At 64.2% G+C, this 20376-nt stretch carries 18 protein-coding genes; 8 read left to right on the forward strand and 10 right to left on the reverse strand.

Features of this window, described 5'->3' with window-relative positions:
• Nucleotides 1-107 precede the first annotated feature (107 nt).
• Both ACU5AX_RS17140 and ACU5AX_RS17145 read left to right on the forward strand, forming a co-directional pair.
• Nucleotides 108-3563 (forward strand): TonB-dependent receptor, encoded by a 3456-nt coding sequence (locus tag ACU5AX_RS17140; protein ID WP_446691934.1) that lies wholly within the window; start codon nt 108-110, stop codon nt 3561-3563.
• Between the two features lie 86 nt (nt 3564-3649).
• On the forward strand, nt 3650-4675 hold the full coding sequence (locus ACU5AX_RS17145) for a cupin-like domain-containing protein (RefSeq protein ID WP_446691935.1): 1026 nt from the start codon (nt 3650-3652) through the stop codon (nt 4673-4675).
• 451 nt (nt 4676-5126) lie between these two features.
• On the opposite strand, the gene ACU5AX_RS17150 is transcribed toward ACU5AX_RS17145, so the two are convergent.
• The 3 genes from ACU5AX_RS17150 to ACU5AX_RS17160 all read right to left on the reverse strand — a co-directional run bounded on the left by ACU5AX_RS17150 (nt 5127) and on the right by ACU5AX_RS17160 (nt 7085).
• The gene (locus tag ACU5AX_RS17150; protein WP_446691936.1) at nt 5127-6242 is read right to left on the reverse strand and encodes a tyrosine-type recombinase/integrase; all 1116 of its coding nucleotides are present in this window, start codon (nt 6240-6242) and stop codon (nt 5127-5129) included.
• A 203-nt stretch (nt 6243-6445) separates the two neighbouring features.
• Nucleotides 6446-6844 (reverse strand): type II toxin-antitoxin system VapC family toxin, encoded by a 399-nt coding sequence (locus tag ACU5AX_RS17155; protein ID WP_348980040.1) that lies wholly within the window; start codon nt 6842-6844, stop codon nt 6446-6448.
• A complete protein-coding gene (locus ACU5AX_RS17160) occupies nt 6837-7085 on the reverse strand; it encodes an AbrB/MazE/SpoVT family DNA-binding domain-containing protein (protein WP_374297653.1) in 249 nt (82 codons plus the stop codon). The genes ACU5AX_RS17155 and ACU5AX_RS17160 overlap by 8 nt, the downstream gene beginning before the upstream one ends.
• A gap of 233 nt (nt 7086-7318) precedes the next feature.
• On the opposite strand from ACU5AX_RS17160, the gene ACU5AX_RS17165 reads away from it, so the two are divergent.
• Nucleotides 7319-7975: a recombinase family protein gene (locus ACU5AX_RS17165; protein WP_018251285.1), complete on the forward strand. Its 657-nt coding sequence runs from the start codon at nt 7319-7321 to the stop codon at nt 7973-7975.
• A 107-nt stretch (nt 7976-8082) separates the two neighbouring features.
• Here the strand turns inward: ACU5AX_RS17165 and ACU5AX_RS17170 are convergent, their stop codons facing one another.
• Nucleotides 8083-9540 (reverse strand): DUF4403 family protein, encoded by a 1458-nt coding sequence (locus ACU5AX_RS17170; protein WP_298090532.1) that lies wholly within the window; start codon nt 9538-9540, stop codon nt 8083-8085.
• A 258-nt stretch (nt 9541-9798) separates the two neighbouring features.
• Between ACU5AX_RS17170 and ACU5AX_RS17175 the strand changes: the two genes are divergently transcribed.
• Nucleotides 9799-10368 (forward strand): DUF4142 domain-containing protein, encoded by a 570-nt coding sequence (locus tag ACU5AX_RS17175; protein WP_018251282.1) that lies wholly within the window; start codon nt 9799-9801, stop codon nt 10366-10368.
• 65 nt (nt 10369-10433) lie between these two features.
• Here ACU5AX_RS17175 and ACU5AX_RS17180 read toward each other — a convergent pair whose 3' ends face one another.
• From ACU5AX_RS17180 to ACU5AX_RS17205, 6 genes are all read right to left on the reverse strand, one after another.
• Nucleotides 10434-10865: a MarR family winged helix-turn-helix transcriptional regulator gene (locus ACU5AX_RS17180; RefSeq protein WP_018251281.1), complete on the reverse strand. Its 432-nt coding sequence runs from the start codon at nt 10863-10865 to the stop codon at nt 10434-10436.
• 100 nt (nt 10866-10965) lie between these two features.
• Complete coding sequence (locus ACU5AX_RS17185) at nt 10966-12393, reverse strand: efflux transporter outer membrane subunit (protein ID WP_030541334.1); 1428 nt, start codon at nt 12391-12393, stop codon at nt 10966-10968.
• Complete coding sequence (locus ACU5AX_RS17190; protein ID WP_018251279.1) at nt 12393-13919, reverse strand: DHA2 family efflux MFS transporter permease subunit; 1527 nt, start codon at nt 13917-13919, stop codon at nt 12393-12395. The genes ACU5AX_RS17185 and ACU5AX_RS17190 overlap by 1 nt, the downstream gene beginning before the upstream one ends.
• Entirely contained in the window at nt 13919-15157 is a 1239-nt protein-coding gene (locus ACU5AX_RS17195; protein ID WP_446691937.1) for an HlyD family secretion protein, read from the reverse strand. Before ACU5AX_RS17195 ends, ACU5AX_RS17190 begins: the two co-directional genes overlap by 1 nt.
• A 33-nt stretch (nt 15158-15190) precedes the next feature.
• Nucleotides 15191-15595 carry a PaaI family thioesterase gene (locus ACU5AX_RS17200; protein ID WP_018251277.1) on the reverse strand — a complete coding sequence of 135 codons (405 nt, stop codon included), beginning with the start codon at nt 15593-15595 and terminating at the stop codon, nt 15191-15193.
• Nucleotides 15592-16005, reverse strand: coding sequence for a PaaI family thioesterase (locus tag ACU5AX_RS17205; RefSeq protein ID WP_018251276.1), 414 nt, complete (start codon nt 16003-16005; stop codon nt 15592-15594). Before ACU5AX_RS17205 ends, ACU5AX_RS17200 begins: the two co-directional genes overlap by 4 nt.
• Before the next feature lie 90 nt (nt 16006-16095).
• Here ACU5AX_RS17205 and ACU5AX_RS17210 point away from each other — a divergent pair, with 90 nt between their 5' ends.
• The 4 genes from ACU5AX_RS17210 (at nt 16096) to ACU5AX_RS17225 (ending at nt 20279) form a co-directional block, all read left to right on the forward strand.
• Nucleotides 16096-17040: an MlaD family protein gene (locus ACU5AX_RS17210; RefSeq protein WP_018251275.1), complete on the forward strand. Its 945-nt coding sequence runs from the start codon at nt 16096-16098 to the stop codon at nt 17038-17040.
• Between the two features lie 123 nt (nt 17041-17163).
• Entirely contained in the window at nt 17164-17841 is a 678-nt protein-coding gene (locus ACU5AX_RS17215; protein ID WP_145147061.1) for a TetR/AcrR family transcriptional regulator, read from the forward strand.
• The gene (locus ACU5AX_RS17220; RefSeq protein ID WP_018251273.1) at nt 17841-19439 is read left to right on the forward strand and encodes an ABC1 kinase family protein; all 1599 of its coding nucleotides are present in this window, start codon (nt 17841-17843) and stop codon (nt 19437-19439) included. The genes ACU5AX_RS17215 and ACU5AX_RS17220 overlap by 1 nt, the downstream gene beginning before the upstream one ends.
• A gap of 162 nt (nt 19440-19601) precedes the next feature.
• Nucleotides 19602-20279, forward strand: coding sequence for a sigma-70 family RNA polymerase sigma factor (locus ACU5AX_RS17225; RefSeq protein WP_237751636.1), 678 nt, complete (start codon nt 19602-19604; stop codon nt 20277-20279).
• The last annotated feature ends 97 nt before the right edge of the window (nt 20280-20376 follow it).

A 20376-nucleotide genomic window follows, 5' to 3' on the forward strand; every position in this document is an offset into this window, starting at 1 on the left:
AATCGACCGCCGATCTTCAAGGGGAAGACGGCGCAAGGGGGGGATCGAGAATGGCACAGGGCAGGGTTGCGCGCGGCACGGTTATGCGGCTGGCAGCGGGAGCATCAATGCTGGCATTGGCACTTTCGGGCCAATCCGTCGCGGCACAGACCACCGACCGCCCCGGCACTGATCAAGTTGATCCCGCACAGACCACGCAGCCCTCGACCACCCAGTCGGCGGGCGGCAGCGGGCTCAAGAAGCCGCTGTCGGGCAGCACCAGCATCGAGGCGCAGGCGCAGACAGACCAGTCACCGGTAACGGCCGCAGAGGTTCAGACCCCCGCCGCCGACTCGGGCGCCGACATCGTCGTAACCGGCCTCCGCCAATCGCTCGCCAACGCCCAGGCATTGAAGCGGAACGCCGATACCGTGGTGGATGCGATCACGGCAGAGGACATCGGCGCGCTGCCGGATCGCTCGATCAACGAAGCGCTGCAGCGCGTGCCGGGTGTCGCGATCACGCGCTTCGCTTCGGCCGGCGATGCTCAGCACTTTTCGGTCGAAGGCTCGGGCGTGCAGATCCGCGGACTGACCTACTCCCGCGGCGAGTTCAACGGACGTGACGCATTCTCCGTGTCCGGTGGCCGCGAGATCGGATATAACGACGTGCCGGCCGAGCTGGCGGGATCGGTCGAGGTGTTCAAGAACCTCACGGCGGACCTTATCGAAGGCGGCATCGCCGGTACTGTAAGCATCAATACGCGCAAGCCGTTCGACAGCAAGGACACCATTGTCTACCTGTCCGGAGGCGTCAGCTACGGCGACATGGCCAAGCAATCAGCGCCATCGGCCGTGGGCCTTTTCAGCAAGCAGTGGGACACCGAACACGGCCGCTTCGGCTTGCTGGTCGGCGGGAGCTACTTCGAACAGAACAGCCGCTCGGACTCCGTGTTCACCTCCGGCTTCCTGCCGCGCTTCAATGCGCCGGACGACGGCGTGGACGGGTATGCGGTCAATGGGAATTATCAGGGGTCGCAGTATGACGGCAACACCTGCGACGGCAACAATCCCAACGAAGGCCGTATCATCAACGCCGGGCAACCCTATGCTATCCGCGTCTGCGACAGCTTCGCGACGCCTGCGGGGCTGAGCACGGTCTATGCCCCGGCGGGTGCGGGCGTCCGGCAGCAGCGATTCAACACCAAGCGCACCAGCATCACGGCGGCCGGCCAGTTCGAGTCGGCCGATCGCCGGCTGCTGGTGACCGGCCAGTTCCTGCGTGCGCAGAACGAGGTGGGCTGGGTCGATCGGTCGATGGAAACCTCGGTCTACTATAACGATATCGGACAGACCTTCCCGCTGGGCACGCTCACCGGCGGATCGGCGAACACCAGCTACACGTTTGACGACAACGGCATCTTCACCAGCGGCGTGATCGGGCGCCGCAACAACCGGCAGGCGCACAACGTGCCTGCCAGCCAGGCGTGCACCATTCCGAACAACGGGTTTCCGTATCAGTCCACCTATTGTGATTATCCGCAGTTCGTGAACCCGAACGGGCTCAACACGTATCTGACCAATCGGTACAACTACACGCGCACGCAGACGACGGATGCGGCGCTCAACGTCAAGTTTTCGCCGACGGACAGGCTCCACCTTAACCTTGACGGCCAGTATACCACCGCTAGCTCACGCAGCCTCGACGATATCGTGGATGCCTACACGTTTACGAACGTGGCAATCGACTTGCGCGGTAACACGCCGAATGTCAGCTTCCTGACGCCCGGTTTCAACAATTCCACGTACTTCTTGCAACCGAACAACGTCTTCTACAACGACGCGTACAACAACCGTGCGATCAACGATGGCCACGAATGGGCCTTCCGCGGCGATGCGCAGTACGAATTCTCCGACGATAGCTTCTTGCGCTCGGTGAAGGCTGGCGGCCGATGGGCCAAGCGCGATCAGACGGTGCGTACCAACGACTACAACAACTGGGGTTCGCTGTCTGCCACCTGGACCGACGAAGGCCCGTCCTTCCTGGGGGCAACCCCGAACCAGGCACAGCCGTACAATTTCAGCGATTTCTACCGTGGCTCGAATTCGGTTCCGACCGCCTTGTACCTGACGGACGACGTGCTCAAGAATCATGAGGCGCTGAGCAGCCTGCTCCGCAGTGTCCGAGATCCGCAGAATGGGTTCAGCTATACGCCGATCGAGGATCGCGGCGGCGCGGTGGTGAACGGGCGCACGACAGTGAACCCTAACCTGATCGACGGCTATTTCTTCAACAACGAGATCTACAAGAACTCGGAAGAGACGATCGCGGGCTATGTGCGGGCCGATTTCAGCACGCCCGAGTTCGGCAACGGCATGCGGCTGACCGGCAACGTCGGCGTCCGCTATGTTCACACGCGCGATGTGTCCGAGGGCGCGACGAACTTCCCGGCCAGCACGCAGGTGCTGCCAAGCGGCTTCGCCGATTTCGCGGCGTATTGCGCTCGCCAGGCAGGGCCGCGCGAGGACGGTACGATCCCGTCCAATTCGCAGATCCCCGCACTGTGCCGGCCGGGCGCGACCGACGCGCAGCGCGCCGCGGCGCTCGCCTTCGCCAACGGCGCCTCCGTGCCGCAGTCGGCGATCAACGAATTCGACAATTGGCTGCCCAGCCTCAACCTGCGGCTGGACATCACGCCCAAGCTGCTGGCGCGGTTCGCAGCCTCCAAGGCGATCACCCGCCCGAACTTCGGCGACCTGCGCAACTTCGTCTCACTGAACTTCAACGGAGCCAACGGCGTATTCGAAGCCCGGGCGACCAACCCCTACCTGCGCCCGATCAAGGCGGACCAGCTCGATCTCACGGCCGAATGGTATTTCGCCAAGGTGGGTCAGCTGACCGGTACCTTGTTCTACAAGCGGCTCAGCAACGTCATCGTCGACAATAGCGGGTTCGTGCGTGACTTCACCAACAACGGCACCAGCTACGCCCTCGCATTGACCGGGCCCACGAACGCGACCGGCAAGAGCGACATCAAGGGTGCAGAACTGTCGTATCAGCAGACGTACGACTTCCTGCCCGGCGTTCTCAGCGGGTTCGGCCTGCAGGCGACCTACACATTCATTGATGCCGGCCGCATCCAGACCACGCCGCCGGCGTTCCGCGCCTCGACCGACCCCACGCCGTTCGAGGGCGACGGCAACCAGCCGCCGATCGACATCACCGGGCTTTATACCAACCTGCCGTTGCCCTTGCTGTCGAAGCACAATTTCAATCTCGCCGCCTTTTACGACAAGTTCGGCATCTATGCCCGGTTCGCCTACAGCTGGCGGTCGAGCTACTTGTTGAATAATCGTGACGCCTTGTTCCCGTTCCTGCCGGTCTACAGCGATGCGACCGGCCAGGCGGACGCCTCCCTCTTCTACACCGTGAACAAGAGCTTCAAGATCGGCCTGCAGGTGAACAATCTGCTCGACACGACCACGAAGACGCGCTTCCTGCTGAACCAGGACGGGCTGACCGCGCCGCGCACCTACTTCAAGAGCGACCGGCAGTTCCAGTTGAGCGTCCGCCTCACCTATTGAGGCGGTGGGGCGGGGCGGCGATGCGTCGCTCCGCGCCCAAGCAGGCGAGTTGACGACGGATGGCCGCGGAAGAAGATACCGGATCGATGACCGATCATGTCGCATCCGCCGCCAGGGTCGAGGAACATGTCGGTGTGACAGCCGAGACGTTCGCGACCCGGATTGCCCCGGTCTATCGCCCGGCGGTCCTGCGCGGACTTGCTCGCGACTGGCCTGCGGTGCGCGCGGCCGGGAAGGGGCCGGCGGCAACGGCATCGTACCTGCGGCGATTTGCCGGTGGGCGGCCACTTCACATGTTCGCGGCTGCACCCGCTGCCGAAGGGCGGTTTTTCTACGATGAGGATGTCCGCGGCTTCAACTTCCGCAGCGCGCAGGTGCTGTTGCCGGTGCTGCTCGACGCGTTGCTCGCGGAGGCCGACCGGGCCGATCCGGCGGCAATCTATGCGGGATCGGCGAAAACGTCGGAGGCCTATCCCGGCTGGGCCGAGGAGAACGAGCTACCCTTGCCGCTTCCCGGCGCATCACCGCGATTGTGGCTGGGCAATGCGACCCGTGCCTCCACGCATTACGACATGTCCGACAACTTGGCGGTGGTGGTCGCGGGGCAGCGGCGCTTCAGCCTGTTTCCGCCGGAGCAGGTCGCCAACCTCTATGTCGGGCCGCTGGAGCATACGATCGCGGGACAGCCGACAAGCATGGTTGACCTTGAGCGGCCGGACCTCGGACGTTACCCCCGCTTCGCCGAGGCAGCACAAACGATGCTGGTGGCGGAGCTCGAACCAGGCGATGCGCTCTTCATCCCCTCGCTGTGGTGGCACGATGTTCGCGCGATGGGGCCGCTGAATGTACTGGTCAATTACTGGTGGGGTCAGCGGTCGGGAGGCTCACCGTTTGCGGCCTTGCTGCACGCCATGCTGGCAATTAGGGATTTACCGCAGGGACAGCGCGCGGCGCTGCAAAGCTGGTTCCACCACTACGTTTTCGCGGACGCGGCGATCATGGCAGGCGATCACCTGCCACCCGATGCCCGCGGGGTGCTCGGCCCGGCCTCGTCGCAGCGAGAGGAGAGAATACGTCAGTTCCTCCGACGCGCGCTCGATCAGGAGGGTTGATCCACAGCGCGGCTGAGGGGATTGGCCACGCGTTCTCGCCGACGGACGCAACCCCGGCTCCGCCACATTCGATCGTCGAGTTGAGAGCATAACATGAGCCTCCGCCTCGCCATCGACGCGGCTACCAATCGCGTGATTAAAACTCCGCGCGGCATGTCTGTGCCTTATCGCCGCGCAGTGCGAAGACAACGTCACGCCTCGCAACTAACCCGGCGACATATCCCCTGCGCGCCCAGTCGCGCCACCCACGTGATCGTTCGATGGCGCCACGGCAAAGCGCACTCCCGCTGACCGGCACGTCGCGCCCGGCGCCGCAAGCTTACCCACGCTTTGCGTGAAACTGTTCGATCAAGTTCTTGGCAATCTGGCGTCGCTTCAGTCCGCGTTCAAACGTTAAATGGTAAATGCACGCGTGAACAGGCCGTTATATAAGCAACGTTAATTCGATGCCTTAGAGAAACCCCTCTCCAGCATGTTCGCGAAAGCGCTCATGGTCACGAACATATTCAGCCACCATCTCCAAAGACCGATGGCGGCTATGGTCTCTCATCTTGAAAAGGTTGGCACTCTGTCGCCCCGCCTCGGTCAAAAACCCAGCCCGCAAGCTGTGCCCGGAGAATAGTTCAGGTGGGTAACCCGCCGCCACAGCCGCAGCCTTCACGACAAGTGCGACACCTTGCGGACTCATCGCCTTGTTAGTGAGGCGGCCCTGTGGCGTGAGCTTCCGGAACACCGGCCCGTTACGAATGTCCGCCTTTTCGAGCCAATCGCGATAATGTCGCACAGGCTCGAGACGTCGGCCATCAGGTATCGCGACAGAATGGCCGCGGCCTTCCTGGTCGGTTTTCGATGACGGGATCCGTACCAAGAGGCCGCGGCTGTCCTCCGATACATGCTCGACGGTGATCGCGACGAGTTCCGAGCGGCGGAATGCACCCGCCATGCCGATGGCGAGAAGGGCTCGGTCGCGACACGCGCGCAGGTCCTCACCGCTCACGCTGCGAAGCATGTCACGAAGTACGTCGCCATCGGCCGGCCGCTTCTTCGCCGGCAGTTGATCGCGCTTGTCCTTCCGGATCGCGCGCATCGCTTTTTCGAGCCGGCCCGCGTCCGGCTGGTTCGTCGGCGGCTCCATGTCGGCGGCTCGATGAGCGAAGACGATCGCTGCCAGGCGGCGGCCGATCGTCGCTTTTCCGAGCGGCCGCGGATCCTTTGTCGCGATGATCCGACCGCGCTTGGTGCGCAGAGGCTCACGCGGCGCAAACCCCGTCTCGGCAAGCAGCGTCAGAAACGCCGCGACGGTCGCCGGGGTCGCCGGGAGTGGACGATAGCCCGTCTCGGCACACCACGCGCAGAAGAGCCGCCAGTCAGACTTGTAGGCGCGAAGCGTCGCCGCGGCGGACGCACGCCCGACATAGGCTTCGACACGCTCCCGATCACCCGGAGAAAGCTCGGGAAGATAGGGTTCGAGTGAAGTGACCTGATCCAGCACAACAACCGCGCCAGCCACGATCGCATCGAAGTCGCTTCCTTCGGTCGTCGATTGAATGTCGTCGTCATCGTGCATGCCAGGTGGATCGCGTCCGGTTAGCCGGATTGGCCGCGATCCCGGTAGCAGAATGTAGGTTTCCCTGAAATGGTGGACGCAATCCGTCCTCCAGCAGCATCTGAAAAGAGTGGATCTGCGCCCGAAACAGTGGACGTCAGGCGCTCTGTTCCGCCACAACCCGCCTGCCTGAGGCTACCGTACCCAAAAGCACGAATGTGCGGCTAATCTGCCAGCGGCCGTACGTTGGTGATGGTGACGCCGACCGCAGCGCTCGCCAGCGGACCGTCAGTCGTGAACATCTCCGCTTGTAGGTCGACCGCCAAGGCAAGACACGCTCGGTCACCAAGCGAAAGGCCAAGCGCCTTCGTCGACGGTCGCAGGTCGCCTATGATGAGCGCCTGGGCAGGAGAGAGCGGCCGGACATCGAGGTGCAGCCCGCCAAGCGCCTCACGCACCTCGTCGAGCGGCAATCCTCGATCTCGAAGCTTTGAGACGACCTCGGCGAGGTTGGTCGTTCCGATAACGCTACGGGTCAGGACGTTCACTACCCGATCCGCCCCAGGCTCGTCGTTCAGAAGGCAGAGCAGGGCGGAGGCGTCGAGTACGACCTTGCTACTCACGCTCCGCCTCACGCCGACGCTCCGCGATCAGTTCGTCAGCCAAGCCGACGCCTTCGGGCACATACCTGCGCAGGATGGCGCGAGCACGTTCAAGTGCTCTAGAGACGGAACGTACCCGCAACTCGCCAGAGTCCACATCGACGAGAACGGTGTCACCCGTGGTGATCCCGAGCTCACGGCGCATTGCCGCGGGGATCACGAGCTTGCCACCATCTACAATCTTGACCCTCTGCGCTTCCATCTGCACCGAACTCGCTTGGCTGACCCAATCTCCGGAATGTACCGGATACCGCCGCTTATGCATAGTGCGAAGGATGGCACTAGATCGCGTTTGGTGATCAGTGCTCGTTCATATCCGTGCTCAGTAGCTACTTAGGCCTGGCTTGCTGAGCTAGGCTCGACAGGATCGGCACTTGCCATTTCGCGCCAGCCGCTCCAGCAGTGGCTCATATGGGTGTACCCAACGGAGCCAACATGAGTACGACCGTCCGCGCTGCTCGCGTGTACCTGCGCGTCAGCACCGATGAGCAGGATCTTGAACGCCAAGAGGCGATGGTCGTGTCCTCGCGTACCGCGGGGTATTATGTCGCAGCTGTTTATCGCGAGAAGGCTTCCGGCGCGCGTCCTGACCGGCCCGAGTTGCTTCGCATGATAGCCGACCTGCAAATGGGCGAAGTCGTTATCGCCGAAAAGATCGATCGGATCAGCCGCCTGCCGTTGGCTGAGGCGGAGAGGCTCGTCACCGCTATCCGCGACAAGGGAGCGAGGCTAGCCGTACCAGGAATTGTGGACCTTACCGATCTTGCTGAGGACAATGGCGGGGTGACGCGCATCGTCCTAGAGGCCGTTCAAGACATGTTGTTGAGGGTTGCGCTTCAGACCGCTCGCGATGATTACGAACTGCGCCGCGAGCGGCAGCGGGAGGGCATAGCGATCGCCAAGCGGGAGGGACGCTATACCGGTCGAAAACCAGACTTGGCCCATCATCGCCGCATTGTCTCACTTCGTGAGGCAGGGATGAGCATAGCGAAAACGGCGGCGCTAGCGGGCTGCAGCATCGCACAAGTCAAGCGCGTTACAGCCCTCCACCGGGCGACCAAGCAGAGCGATGCGTGTCCGACGATACCGTGAGATAGAGCCGGACTCAATTCGACCTCTGAATAATTCTGCTAGGATGGAAAGAGGCGGCAGCGTTGCCGCTGGGACGGTCAAGCAGCCGTGAAGGCTGCAGCGAGATCTCAATTTCTGGCCCGTACTGGCGCAAGGCTAATCGTGGCCGTGCCGCGCCCCCATACCGGTAGGTAGACGCCTTGCCCCGCCGCCTTCAACTGGCCCGTCCGCACGTCCGTCACACGGGCACGCACGATTATGTCGCCAATCCGCTTTTCGTCGATCGCACGGGTGATCTTGCCGATTAGCTTGTCGAAATCCTTTTCGAAGTTCTGGGTCAGCGCGGCTGACACAGTGCCTGATATGCCGGGAGTGTTGGCGAGCTTCAGGAGCAGGCTTGTCCCGACCGAGTCGGCCACACCGGCGACAGTGAGATCGTCGAACGCTACACGGCGATCGTTGACGGCGTTCCGCGGCGTGGCGGTAAGCCAGATCGTGCCTTGCGCAGGCTCCCCACCTTCGGCTGCCGCACTGAAGCGAAGCCCGACCGCGATCTTGTCACCCGTGGTGCCGTAGACGGTCACCTGGTGAAACTGCGCGCGCACGGCCCCGACACCAGGCACTTCGAAGGGCCGGCGGGAACGCTTCGCCAATGCCTTGGCGAGCACAGGCTCCAGCTGAGGATAGTCGGCGATGACGGGGATGGCGAACAGGATGCGGCCGGGTCCGGGCTGCGTGCGCGTCATGTCGGGGAGCGGCCGGCGCTGCGGATCAGGCGGCCGATCGCCGACAAAAGTCTCCGTCCCCGCCGTCATCCCTAGCGCCAGGTTCACCCGGTTGCGCGAAATGGTGTAGCCTCCGTAGCTCAACTGCCGGGGCGTGATCCGCATCCACACCGGCGGGTTCGCCCGGTTCAGTTGGACGGAGGTGAACGCCGACCCCCAGACCTGCGCGATCTGCTCGCGCAGCTGCAATCTGCCGAGCTCCTGCGGCAGCGAGCGCTCCAGGCGCTCGACGACGCCGGCGAGCTTGGCGTCGGCCTTGCTGGTGAACTCGATTCGCTGGCCGAGGAAGTCGACGTGCGGCTCGTCGGTCCAGTCGTAGGCGATCGACACCGTTGCGCGCGGCGACCAGTCGCGGGCGATGTCGAGCCTGACCACGGCCCGGACGCGGGCGTCCGCCTCCGCCGTTTCCCGGCTGAGCACGCCGCCCACGTCGCGGGCGCTGATCGCGGCGTGAAGCGGCATGGTGACAATGATCGTTTTGCCCGAGCCCTCCAGCACCAGCGGCCCTCGGACGACGGTGCCGGTGATGCGGCACTGGATCGCGGGCGTCTTGATCTTCGCGAAGAGGATCTTGACCTTTTTCGGCGGGAGGCAGGTCTGCCCCGGCTTGTCGATCGACCAGAGGCGACGCGGAACCGCCTGTTCGAGGCTTGCCGCCAGCTTGTCCATGTCTGCAACAATCGGGACATCCATGGTAGAAGTCTGCGGGGGCACGCTGATGGTGTCCGTCGCTCGCGGAGGCGCCTCGCGAGGAGTCCGGTCGCAGCCACTAAGGCATGCAACGCAGAGCAGGGCGGACACGATCGAGACACTCGAGAGTTCGTTCTCGCGAAAAAAAGCCCCGGCAATCTGGCCTGCCGCTTCAGCTATCGACCGACTCGGCGTTGAGACGGTTGCCCGAGCGGTCGTGTTCTTCATCGCCGCGCACCTCCAGCCGTCCGAGCGGCCACCATCCCATAGGTTTGCCAAATCAGTTTCGCAAAAGGGAACCGTTCCGTTTCTTTATCGTTCGGCCGGTTGATTTCGGTCAATGCCTGACAACACCAACGGAGGCCCTCTATGAAGATTGCGATTGTCGCTGCGCTGCTCACCCTGGCGCCGGTTACGGTGTTGGCGCAGGCCGTTTCGCCCGCCACTTCGGGAACGATGACCAGCGCCGACGTCGGCGTCTCGCCGATCTCGGGCCAGAGCGGCCCTAATTACGTGCTCGCCGCGGCCGACGCCAACCTCTACCAGATCAAGGCCGCGCAGCTCGCCGCGACGCGCGCGCAGCGGGACGACGTCAAGGCCTACGCAAAGCGCGTGCTGGCGGAAACGCAGAGCAGCCACAAGGCGCTGCTGGCAGCGCTGAAGAATGATCAGCGCACGATCAAGGCGCCGCCCTCGAACCTGTCCGCCGACCGCGCCGCCCTCCTAAAGCTGCTCCAGAAGGCGCCGAAGAGCGCTTTCGACAACCTGTATCTGACCCAGTCGGCGCAGGTTCAGCAGGCTGCGTGGGCGGTGCATAAGGGCTATGCACAGGATGGGACCGACCCGGCGCTGCAGCAGGTTGCCGGTACTGCGGTCCCTGTGCTGGAAAACGAGCTCACCACCGGCAAGTCGCTTACTCCCTCCGGGCTTGCAGGATAGGTGATACCCGCCGGGCCAGGTCGACGAAGCCCCCTTCGACCTGGTCCGGCACTTGTTTGCGGCGATCACTGCCTGGAGTGCAGCCGGCGGAATTGCTCCCGTGCTTCGCCGCGCATGAGCTGCTGCATTACGATCCAGTAGCCCGTGACGGCTGTTTCTCCTGCCGCTTGGTAAGCGTTCGCCATGTTGCGCCTGAGATCCTCGAAAAGCGCGTTTTCGAGCGCTCGCCCCTCATCGGTCAAAGAAAGCAGCTTTTGACGACGATCGCGCTCCCCGACACGGCCGCAGACGAGCCCGCGATCCATCAGATCCCGCATTACCCTGCCAAGCGATTGCTTCGAGACGCAAAGAACGTCCAGCAGTTCGCTGACAGAGATTTCCGGGTACCCGCCGAGGAAATACAGGGCGCGGTGATGCGCCCGCCCGAGGTTACGCGTCGCCAGTTCGGCGTCGGCATGCGCCAGATGGGATCTGTGGGCGAAGAACATCAGGTCCATTCCTCCCCTGATCGCGTCATCACGCAGATACTGGGCAGGGGGCGGCAGAAGCGGAGCCGTCACGCGGTCGGCGCCCTCCGCTCGCATAGTTGGAAGACCGTCACGGCTGGCTCCATCCAAGTCCCATCGCCTTTTGAAGGGCAACGAAGGCACGATCAAGCTCGCCAGTGGCTTCCAGCACCGACTGGTCGGCAGCCAGCGCCGCGCGTTCGGCATCGATGGACGTGGTCAGCGGTATCGCTCCCTGCGCGTATCGCTGCCCGGCATAGGTCGCTGACTGCTTGGCGCCGTGCCGGCTCTCGATAGACGAAAACAGGTTCCGGCGCTGATTCCCGAAGCGGGTCAGGCTGCTTTCCGCGTCCGACAGCGCGCCGAGAACCGCCTTGCGGTATTGTGCTTCCGCCTCGTCGCGGTCGGCCCGCGCCTGCTCGACCCGGGCACGGTTACGGCCGAAGTCGAGGAAGCTCCAGCTGATTCGCGGCAGGAGGAGGCCCGCGACGCTGTCAGGATCGATCACATCGGCAATATTGGGACCACCGAGGCCAATGATACCCATGATGCTGACTGATGGGAACTGCCGGGCGACGTTGACACCGATCTGCGCGTTCGATGCCGCCAGCTGCCGCTCGGCTGCGCGAATGTCCGGCCGGCGTCGCAGCATGGCGGCCGGATCGCCGATCGCGACATTCCTCGGGATCATCGGGATCGGCGCGGGGGAAGACAGCAAGGCGTCGTGAGCACCGGGTTCGTCGCCGGTGAGCAGGGCAAGCTGGTCGAGCGTGGTTGCGATCTGCCCTTCGAGCGGCAACAGCCCGGCCTCCGTGCGGGTCAGCTCGGTCTGGAGCCGAACCACCTCGTCGCGCGACGATGCACCGCGTTGCTCACGCTGTTGAAGCAGGGCGAGTGATCGCTGCTGAAGCGCTGCGGAGCGGCGGGCCAGGATCAGACGCTGCTGAAGTTCGCGCAAGGTCACATAATTCTGGGCAACCTCCGCCGAGAGACGAACCTGCGCATCGGCCCTATTGGCTTCGGCTGCCTGCGCCTGGGCTTCGGCACCTTCGGCGGCACGGCGTCGGCCGCCGAACAGATCGATCTCCCAAGACGCGTCCAGGCCGGCGTTGTAGAATTCGGCCCTGGTACGATCGGATTGCTCGCCTTGCGTCGGCAGCGCGAGCGAGCCGGCGGGAAGATCGGCGACGATCGCAGTCCCTGACCCCGAGACGGTGGGAAGCTGGTTCGCGCGCTGTTCGCGCAAGCTGGCGCGCGCCTTGCGGATGCGCGCCTCGGCGATCGCCACGTCCGGATTAGAGGCAAGCGCCCGGTCGATCAGCATCGTGAGCTGCGCGTCGCCCATGCCTTCCCACCAGCGTGCGACAGGGGTCTGCGGTGACGTGACGGCCTGATCCGCGCGGCGAAATGTCGACCCGGCGCGCTCCCCGCTCGCAACGCCCGGCGGGCCTCCATAGTTGGGGCCGACGACGCATCCAGTCAGGAGTGCGGGGAGAATGGCCCAGCCAAGTCGCTTCATCAGTGCATCGCCATCTGCGTGTCGGAGGAGATCGGGCGGAGGAACAGCGCCAGCGGCGTCGTGATCGCGATCGCGACGCCCAGCGCAAAAAACAGGTCGTTATAGGCCATGACGGTAGCCTGTTCGAGAAGTTGACCGGCGAGCTGCCGATACGCGCCGGCTTCGCCGGACGGCATGACCATGGCTTTAGCGAACCATTCCTGCGTGGTCGCCGCGTTGGCCGACACCGTTTCGCCCAGCCGGTTGAAATGCAGAAAGGTCTGCCGGTCCTGGAGGGTCGCCATCAGCGCCAGGCCGATCGATCCGCCAAGGTTTCGCCCCGCGTTGAACAGCGCGGACGCATCGCCTGCGTCTTCGGGCGCCACGGCGCTGATCGCGGCCTGGTTGAGGAACATCATGGCGAAGATCTGCCCAAAGCCGCGCACGAGCTGAGAGTTCGTCAGGTCCCCACCGGCCGACCGCGCGGTGAGATGCCAGTCCATCGCGCAGCTGACGCCGATCAGCGTCATGCCGACAAAGACCGCCAGCCGGACGTCGAGATATTTGAACGCGAGCGGCAGGAACGGCATCAGCATCAGGGCGGGGATGCCGGAGACGAAGACCACCTTGCCCGATTGCAGCGCGCTGTAATCCGCCATCGACGAGAGAAACTGGGGGATGAGGAAGGTGACCCCGTAGAGCACGACGCCGATGATGAGGCTGAGGACGAATACGCTGCCGAAGGAGCGGCTGAAGATCAGTGACAGCTTGAGCACCGGATGCGCGGAGCGGACCTGTCCGATCGTGATGAGCGCGAAGCCGAAGACCGTGGCGATCGCGAGTTTCACGATCATGGCGGATTCGAACCACATCTCGCGCTGCCCCTCCTCGAGCATGACGGTGAGCGCACCCAGGCCGATTGCGAGCCCTGCGATCCCGAACCAGTCGGCATGGCGCAGCTGGTCGAGCCGCAGACGCTCATGCTTGAGCCCGAACAGCAGGAGCAGGACGAGCCCGGCACAAACCGGCACGTTCAGGAAGAAGGCGTAGTGCCAGCTGTAATTGTCGGTGAGCCAGCCGCCGATGATCGGCCCGAGCACCGGACCGAGGATCGCGGTGCCGCCGAACGCGGCGGTGCCGATCGGCTGTTGCGATGGCGGCAGCCGTGTCGCGATGATGGTCATCGCGGTCGGGATCAGCGCACCGCCGGTGAAGCCTTGCCCTACACGCCCGGCGATCATCATCGGCAACGTCGTCGAGATGCCGCACATGATCGAGAAGCCGGTGAAGCTGATCGCCGCACCCAGAAGGAAGTTGCGCAGACCGAACAGACGCACGAGGAAGGGGCTAAGCGGGATCATGACGATTTCCGCCACGAGATAGGCGGTCGCGACCCAGGTGCCCTCCGTTCCGCTCGCGCCGATCTCGCCCTGGATGGTGGGCAAGGCCGCATTGACGATCGAGATGTCGAGCAGCGCCATGAACGACCCGATCGTGCCCGCTGCGACGGCGAGCCAGTCGCGCAGGCCGGCGCGTTCGGCCGCCATCAGCGCCCGCCCTGCGTCTCGTCGTGCTTAAGCCGCTCGGTTTCCTGTTCGATCCGGTCACGACTTCCTTTTGCGCTGATCGTGTCGACCGTAACCTCGACCGACAGGCCGGGACGCAACACCCGGCGCGCCTCCGGCCCCGCTTCAATGCTGATCCGCACGGGCACTCGCTGAACGATCTTGGTAAAGTTCCCGGTCGCGTTCTCGGGCGGGATGAGCGAGAACTGCGCGCCCGTGCCTGGCGAGAAGCTCGCAACCCGGCCGCGCAGTTCGGCGCCGTCCAGTGCATCCACCTTGATGGTCACGGGTTGCCCGACGCGCATCAGCGCGACCTGGGTCTCCTTGAAATTGGCCTCGATGTAGAGTTGATCAACCGGCACCACCGACATCAGCCGGGTCGCAGGCTGGACATATTGCTCGGCCCGGACCGCCTTGTCGGCAACAACGCCGTCGATGCTGCTGCGGATCTCGACGGCGCCGAGGTCCGTCGAGGCGCGCGCAAGCTGCGCCTGCGCGGTGCCGCGCTGCGCCTCCGCCTGGCCGATGCGAGCCGCTTGTGTGGCGACACTGCGACGGGCGGCGAGGTAGGCGGCGCGCTGCGCGCGCAGCTCCGCGGCGGCTCGATCACGCTGCAGGACGAGGTTGGCGAGGCGCTCGCGCGATTCCGCCCCTGTCCGAGTGAGCGGTTCGTAACGTCTTACCTCGTTTTCTGCCGCTGCCGCGGCAGCCTCGGCGCTCGCAACCTGGGCGGCGGCCTGAGCGACAGTGGCCTGCTGCTCGTCAAGCGTCCGGCGCGCGGTCGTGATGTTGGCGCCGGCCGCGGCAATCTGAGCTTGCGCCTGTTCGACATTGGCGCGGTAGTCACGAGGATCGAGGACGGCGAGCAGCTGGCCGCGGCGGACAGGCTGGTTGTCGGCGACGAGGACACGCTCGACATAGCCGCCCACCTTCGGTGAAACGGTCACGAAGTCCGCGCGCACATAGGCGTTGTTGGTCGACTGCAGGTATTGGCCGCTCGCGCGGTAGTTCATGTACCAGACGACCGCCGCGACGATGCCCGCAACGAGCGCGGCGATGAGGACGTAGCGGATGATCGGATAGCGCTCGAGAAGCGAGGGCTTCTTTACGCCGTCGTTCTCCTCGACACCGTCCTTCGACCTAGCTTCTGGCTGGGAATGCGCATTCCGGTCGTCATGCGGCGCATCGCCGCCTCGATCTTCAGCATGCTCGTCAGCCACTCAGCAACCCTAACGTATGTAAACCGGACCGTATCATAGTATGTGGCGATCGGCACTGCCACCCACTCTGATGGGCTCGTGCACAGCAAACTCAAGCTGCGCGAAACAAACAGCCGCTGGATCTTCGCGGCGGAATGCTTCGGCGTGAACGACTGCGATCCGACGTCCGACACGCCTGACCTTCGGCGTCGTGACAAGTGCATCCAGCCGAGCAGAGGCAAGGAACTGGAGGTTCACGCTGATGAGCTTCGGGAAGTGCCCGGGCGGAAGTTTGCGTGCAAGGGCACGCTTCGCTGCCACTTCGAGAAAGGATGCCACAGCTCCGCCATGCAAGGCGGGAAGGAGAGGGCTGCCGATCATGTACTCCACTGGCGTCAAAACAAAGGCGTCACCGCTCTCTGAAATCATGGAGCCTAGCAGCTGCGCGAAGCCGGTCATGGCCCGACAGCCCGATTGATCGAAAAGACGCCTTGGGCAGTCGCGATCAGGTGAGAAGGATCGGTATCCCAGACTTCGGTCCGTACGAACGCACGGCGCTCGGTAGCGTCGTAACAATGCGCCCACGCTGTCGCGGAGCATCTCGCCTCGGGGGACCGCACATGGTCCACCTTCAGGTTGAGGGTCGAGATTGCCAATCGCCTTCCCAGTCGGGACATTACGGCAACGCCGCAGGCCTGATCGATAAGGCTCGTCAACACGCCCGTTGCTAAAGTCTCGTCCTCGTCGGCCAGCTCCTCACGCCAACCGACACGTAGCGAGCTGAGGCCATCGCCGATCGAAACCAACTCCAGGCCAAGCCTGTTGCCCCACGGTATGTCGCCTGGTTGCAGGCTCCAGTCTCCAGCCACGATTCCATCCTCGTCCTGATCAGGCCTTGCCACCTTGGAAACGGTACGGTTTACAAATTTGATCCGGCTTCCTAATGGTTATGGTCTCTCATGGAAACGCGGTCGAATAAATTCCTTGTGCTCGCGGTCACCAGCCTTCTGTTGGGTACGCTCCTCGTCTTTACCCTTTGGCTGTTTGATGCACGCAATGAAGACGGAAACCCTTATCTGATCCGCTTTACCGGAAGCGTTGCCGGTCTGGAGAAGGGGTCGCCGGTGACCTTCTCGGGCGTACCGGCCGGTCACGTCACGTCGATACGGTTCGACAAGGAGGACCCGTCAGCGGTTCTCGTCACCGTCAGCCTTGAACCGCGGATCCCCATCGTCGCAGGCGTGAAAGCGTCGATCGCAAGATCGGCACTGGCCGGCACCGCGAACATCAGCCTCGACGGTGCAACCTCTGGCGCGCCCCCGATCGTTGCGGCGAACGACGGGGAGCTTCCCGTCATCCCCACCAAGGAAGGCGGGCTCCTTGGCGGCGGAGGGGACCCCGTCGCACTGGTCGAGAAGATCAGCCGCACCGTGGACTCTGTCTCGCGCAACCTCGACGCCGCTCAGCAGCAGCGGGCCAGCGATCGGCTGGCGGCGCTCGCGGAGAGTTCCGCTGGTTGGGCTGACAAAGCCGGAGCAGCGTCCGATGCTCTCACCGGTGCGCGCGGCCGCGTGATTGCCGTGGGAGACGCCTTGCAGCGATCCGGCGACAGCGCCCAACAACTGAGAGCGGCAGCGGACGAACGCCGCGCGACCGTCCTCGCGAGAGCGAACCGAACATTGTTGAGAGCCCGAGACGGTGCCGATCGATTCACGGCTCGGCTAGAGGCTATTCGACCCACGATACGCGGCACGGCCGCCAAACAGGCCCAACTGCGTGAAACGGTTCGTTCAGCGAGGAACAAGGTCGGTGCTGTCAGGGATGCGGCCGTTCGCATCGATCAGGAGGGACTGGGCGTGGGGGCTCCGTCCCTTCCCATCTACAAGCCGAGGCCACGGCAGTGATCGGCCGCGATACAAGGACAGCCATTGGCTGAGATCTCGCTGGCGGGTGAGCAACCGACCGTCTCCGTTTGATTTCTCGCCAACCGGTCCGGATCGCGCTACTCTCGATCCAGGAGAACGAGATTGAGCGATGACGAAAAGAAACGTCGGCGTCCGAGGAAAATGGGCAGACCGACCACTGAGGATGCGCTCCGCCTGACCTCGCACATCCTCAAGAGCGCTCGCGAGCTGTTTTTCGAACACGGGTTCGACGGCGCCAGTGCCGACATGATCGCCGAACAGGCGCGCATTTCCAAGCGGACCCTGTACGCGCGCTTTGGCAGCAAGGCGCGTGTGTTCGAGGCGGTCATTCTCGACGAGATCGACACGCAGCTGCGGGCGCTCGAACCGTCGGGCAGCGACGAACCCGACATTGGATCGCGACTTGGCGTGATCGCAGATCGGTTGCTCGAGTGGCTCCTGACGCCCCGGATCGCGTCCATGGAACGCGTCGTCATCGCGCAAGCCGTGCGCTTTCCCGCGCTAGCGGCGAACATCCATGACTTCGGTTACCAGCGGGCCGTCCAATGGGTGGCGTCGATCCTCGCCCACGCCGATGCGAAGGGAGAACTGTCGCTGGCGGACCCCGTGTTCGCTGCCGAGCAGTTCGTCACGCTCGTCGTGGTCGCACCCATGCGCCGCGCAGCGCTGGGGCTGTCTCCTCCAGCATACGACGAGGCAGCGCGGGATCGCATTTCGCGCGGCATCGACCTGTTCCTCGATGGCTGCCGCCCGCGGCAGGAGGATGGTTGCAGCGCGTGATGCCCACCACCGACGACGAGTCTCAAATCGGTGAGCGCGCGCGGCTGGCCGAGCTCATCCAGATCATGGGGCGCCATGGGCTGAACGGGCTCGCCTCGCGCCTGGGCCTGCTGCCCGGTCGCTCAGAGCAGCCGGTAGACCTCGGTACGCCCGAGCGGGTCGTCGCGCTGCTGCGAGACCTTGGACCTGTCGCGGTCAAGCTGGGGCAGGTGCTCGCCACCCGCGAAGACCTGCTCGGGCCGGAATGGGTGCGGGCGCTGTCGACGCTGCAGGATCGCGTGACCCCGCTGCCGTTCGAGGCGCTGGAGCCGACGATCCTGGCCGCGCTCGGCTCCCCGATCGCTGATGTGTTCGCGAACTTCAACCGCGAGCCGATCGCGGCGGCGTCGATTGCGCAGGTTCATGCTGCAACCTTGCGCGACGGGACCGAGGTCGTGGTCAAGGTACGCCGGCCGGGGATCGCGGAACGCGTCGATGCCGACCTACGGCTGCTCCGCCGCATCGCGCGGCTCGCGGCCCGGCACTCACCGGAGATCCGCCGCCTCAAGCCCGACGAACTGCTGCGGTTTTTCGCGGAGAGCTTGTCGCAGGAAATGGACCTCAGCGCAGAAGCGGCAGCCTGCGAGAGCATCGGCGCGTTCCTGCAGCCGCTCGGCGTCCGGACGCCGGCCTTCTACTGGGATCAGGTCGGCCGCCGGATCAACGTGCAGGAGCGGCTTGACGGCATGCCCGTCCGCGAGGTTCTTGACGTGGCGGGTGAGGGCGGTGCTGACGTCGCCGGCAGATATGCCGATGCGGTGCTGCGGATGATCATCTTCAACGGTCGGTTCCACGCGGACCCCCATCCCGGCAACGTCTTTGTTCTGGCCGACGGGTCGTTGGCGTTCATCGACTTCGGGGCGGTCGGCGTGCTCAGTCCCGCCCGGCGGAACGAGGTTGTCACGCTCGTCCTTGCCATCGCGGGTGAGGACACACGATCGGTGACGGACGTACTGCTGCAATGGTCGGGCGAGACCGATGTCGATCGCCAGGCGCTGACCCGCGACCTCGACGCGCTGATCGGCCAGTTCCGCGGGGCGGTACTCCAGCAGATCGAGCTCGCCGACATCTTCGGCCGCGTGTTCGCGCTGCTTCGAACCTATCGTCTGGCGCTGCCGCCGGACCTCGCCCTGCTGCTGCGCACCTTGCTGATCGCCGAAGGGTTCGTGCGACGGCTCGATCCCGGCTTTGACATCACCGCGCGCGCCGCACCGATCGCGCGCGAACTGCTGCGGGAGCGGATCGGCCCGGCCGGCCTCAAGCGTGGCGGACGCCGGCTGGCGACAAGCCTTGGCCGTCTGGCCGCCGCCTCGCCCGAGCTGGTGGCCTTCGCCGAGCGGGTTGCGCGGTCGGGTGCGCTGCCGATCGAGTTGCAGAAAGGTGCCGTCTCCTCACCACCGGCATTGCCCCGGGGCGCAGATCCCAACGTCCTGTCCGCCGGCCTGCTGGTCGCCGGCGCGATCCTCCAGCACGACCATGATGTTGTTGGAGCAATCCTGATGGCTTCTGCGATACTCCTTGCCGGCTGCGCTTGGTACGCGAACAGGCAGCGGCGCTGACCTCTTGTTGTCAGCCTTTCATGTACCCAGTCGCGCGCGATTGTTTCGCTACTGATATTTCATCTCCGACGAGCGGAACGAACCAATCGGCTTGGCGTTTTCCGAAAGTAAACCGGTTGGTACCAAAGCAGCTGACCGGTTCGATTGAGCGAGGGGTTCCGCGTGTCCGAACAAACGGTTGACGAGCCGCATCTGCCATCTGAGGGCTGGTCGGACTTCGGTGCCGAGCTCAGCGCGCTTATGCCTAGTCTGGCGCGCTATGCGCGATCGCTGGCCAGGAATCCCGATACTGCACAGGACCTTGTTCAGGAAACCGTGCTGAAAGCCTGGCGCAGCCGCGCATCCTTCGAAGCCGGTACAAATATGAAGGCGTGGACCTTCCGGATCCTTCGCAACTCATTTCTTTCGCAGGTACGCCGTCGAGGCACGGTACAAGTTAGCGAGACCGCCGAACTCGCCGACATTCCGGTGGCGTCGAACCAGGAATCCGTTGTGACGCTGAGCGATGTTCGCCGTCTATGGCCGCGCCTGACGCCTGAGCAGCAGCGGTGCATCAATTTCATCGGGATCGAGGGATTGAGCTATGAGGAGACAGCCACAATCGAGCAGGTTCCCGTCGGCACAATCAAGAGCCGCGTGGTAAGAGGGCGGCAGATGCTGCGCGCACTCCTAGATCACATGAACAGCGATAAGGGATACAAAACGGAATCTCAGGTCGTGGCGGCCGGTGCAACCTGTCAGGCCGAGCCACCAGTTATCGACGAGGTGCACGAGAGACAGATCGAGCTGCTGCAAAGCTGGCGGACGAAGCGTGCGGCCGACCGCTGTTTGGTAGGCTGAGTGGGCCGGGATCTCTTGATCCCGGCTTCGTGCGGCCAATTTCAGGTCCTTTACCGTCTCGGTTAGCAGAAGACCTGTCGCTAGGGATATCGCACAA

The organism is Sphingomonas benefaciens, assembly GCF_052907485.1.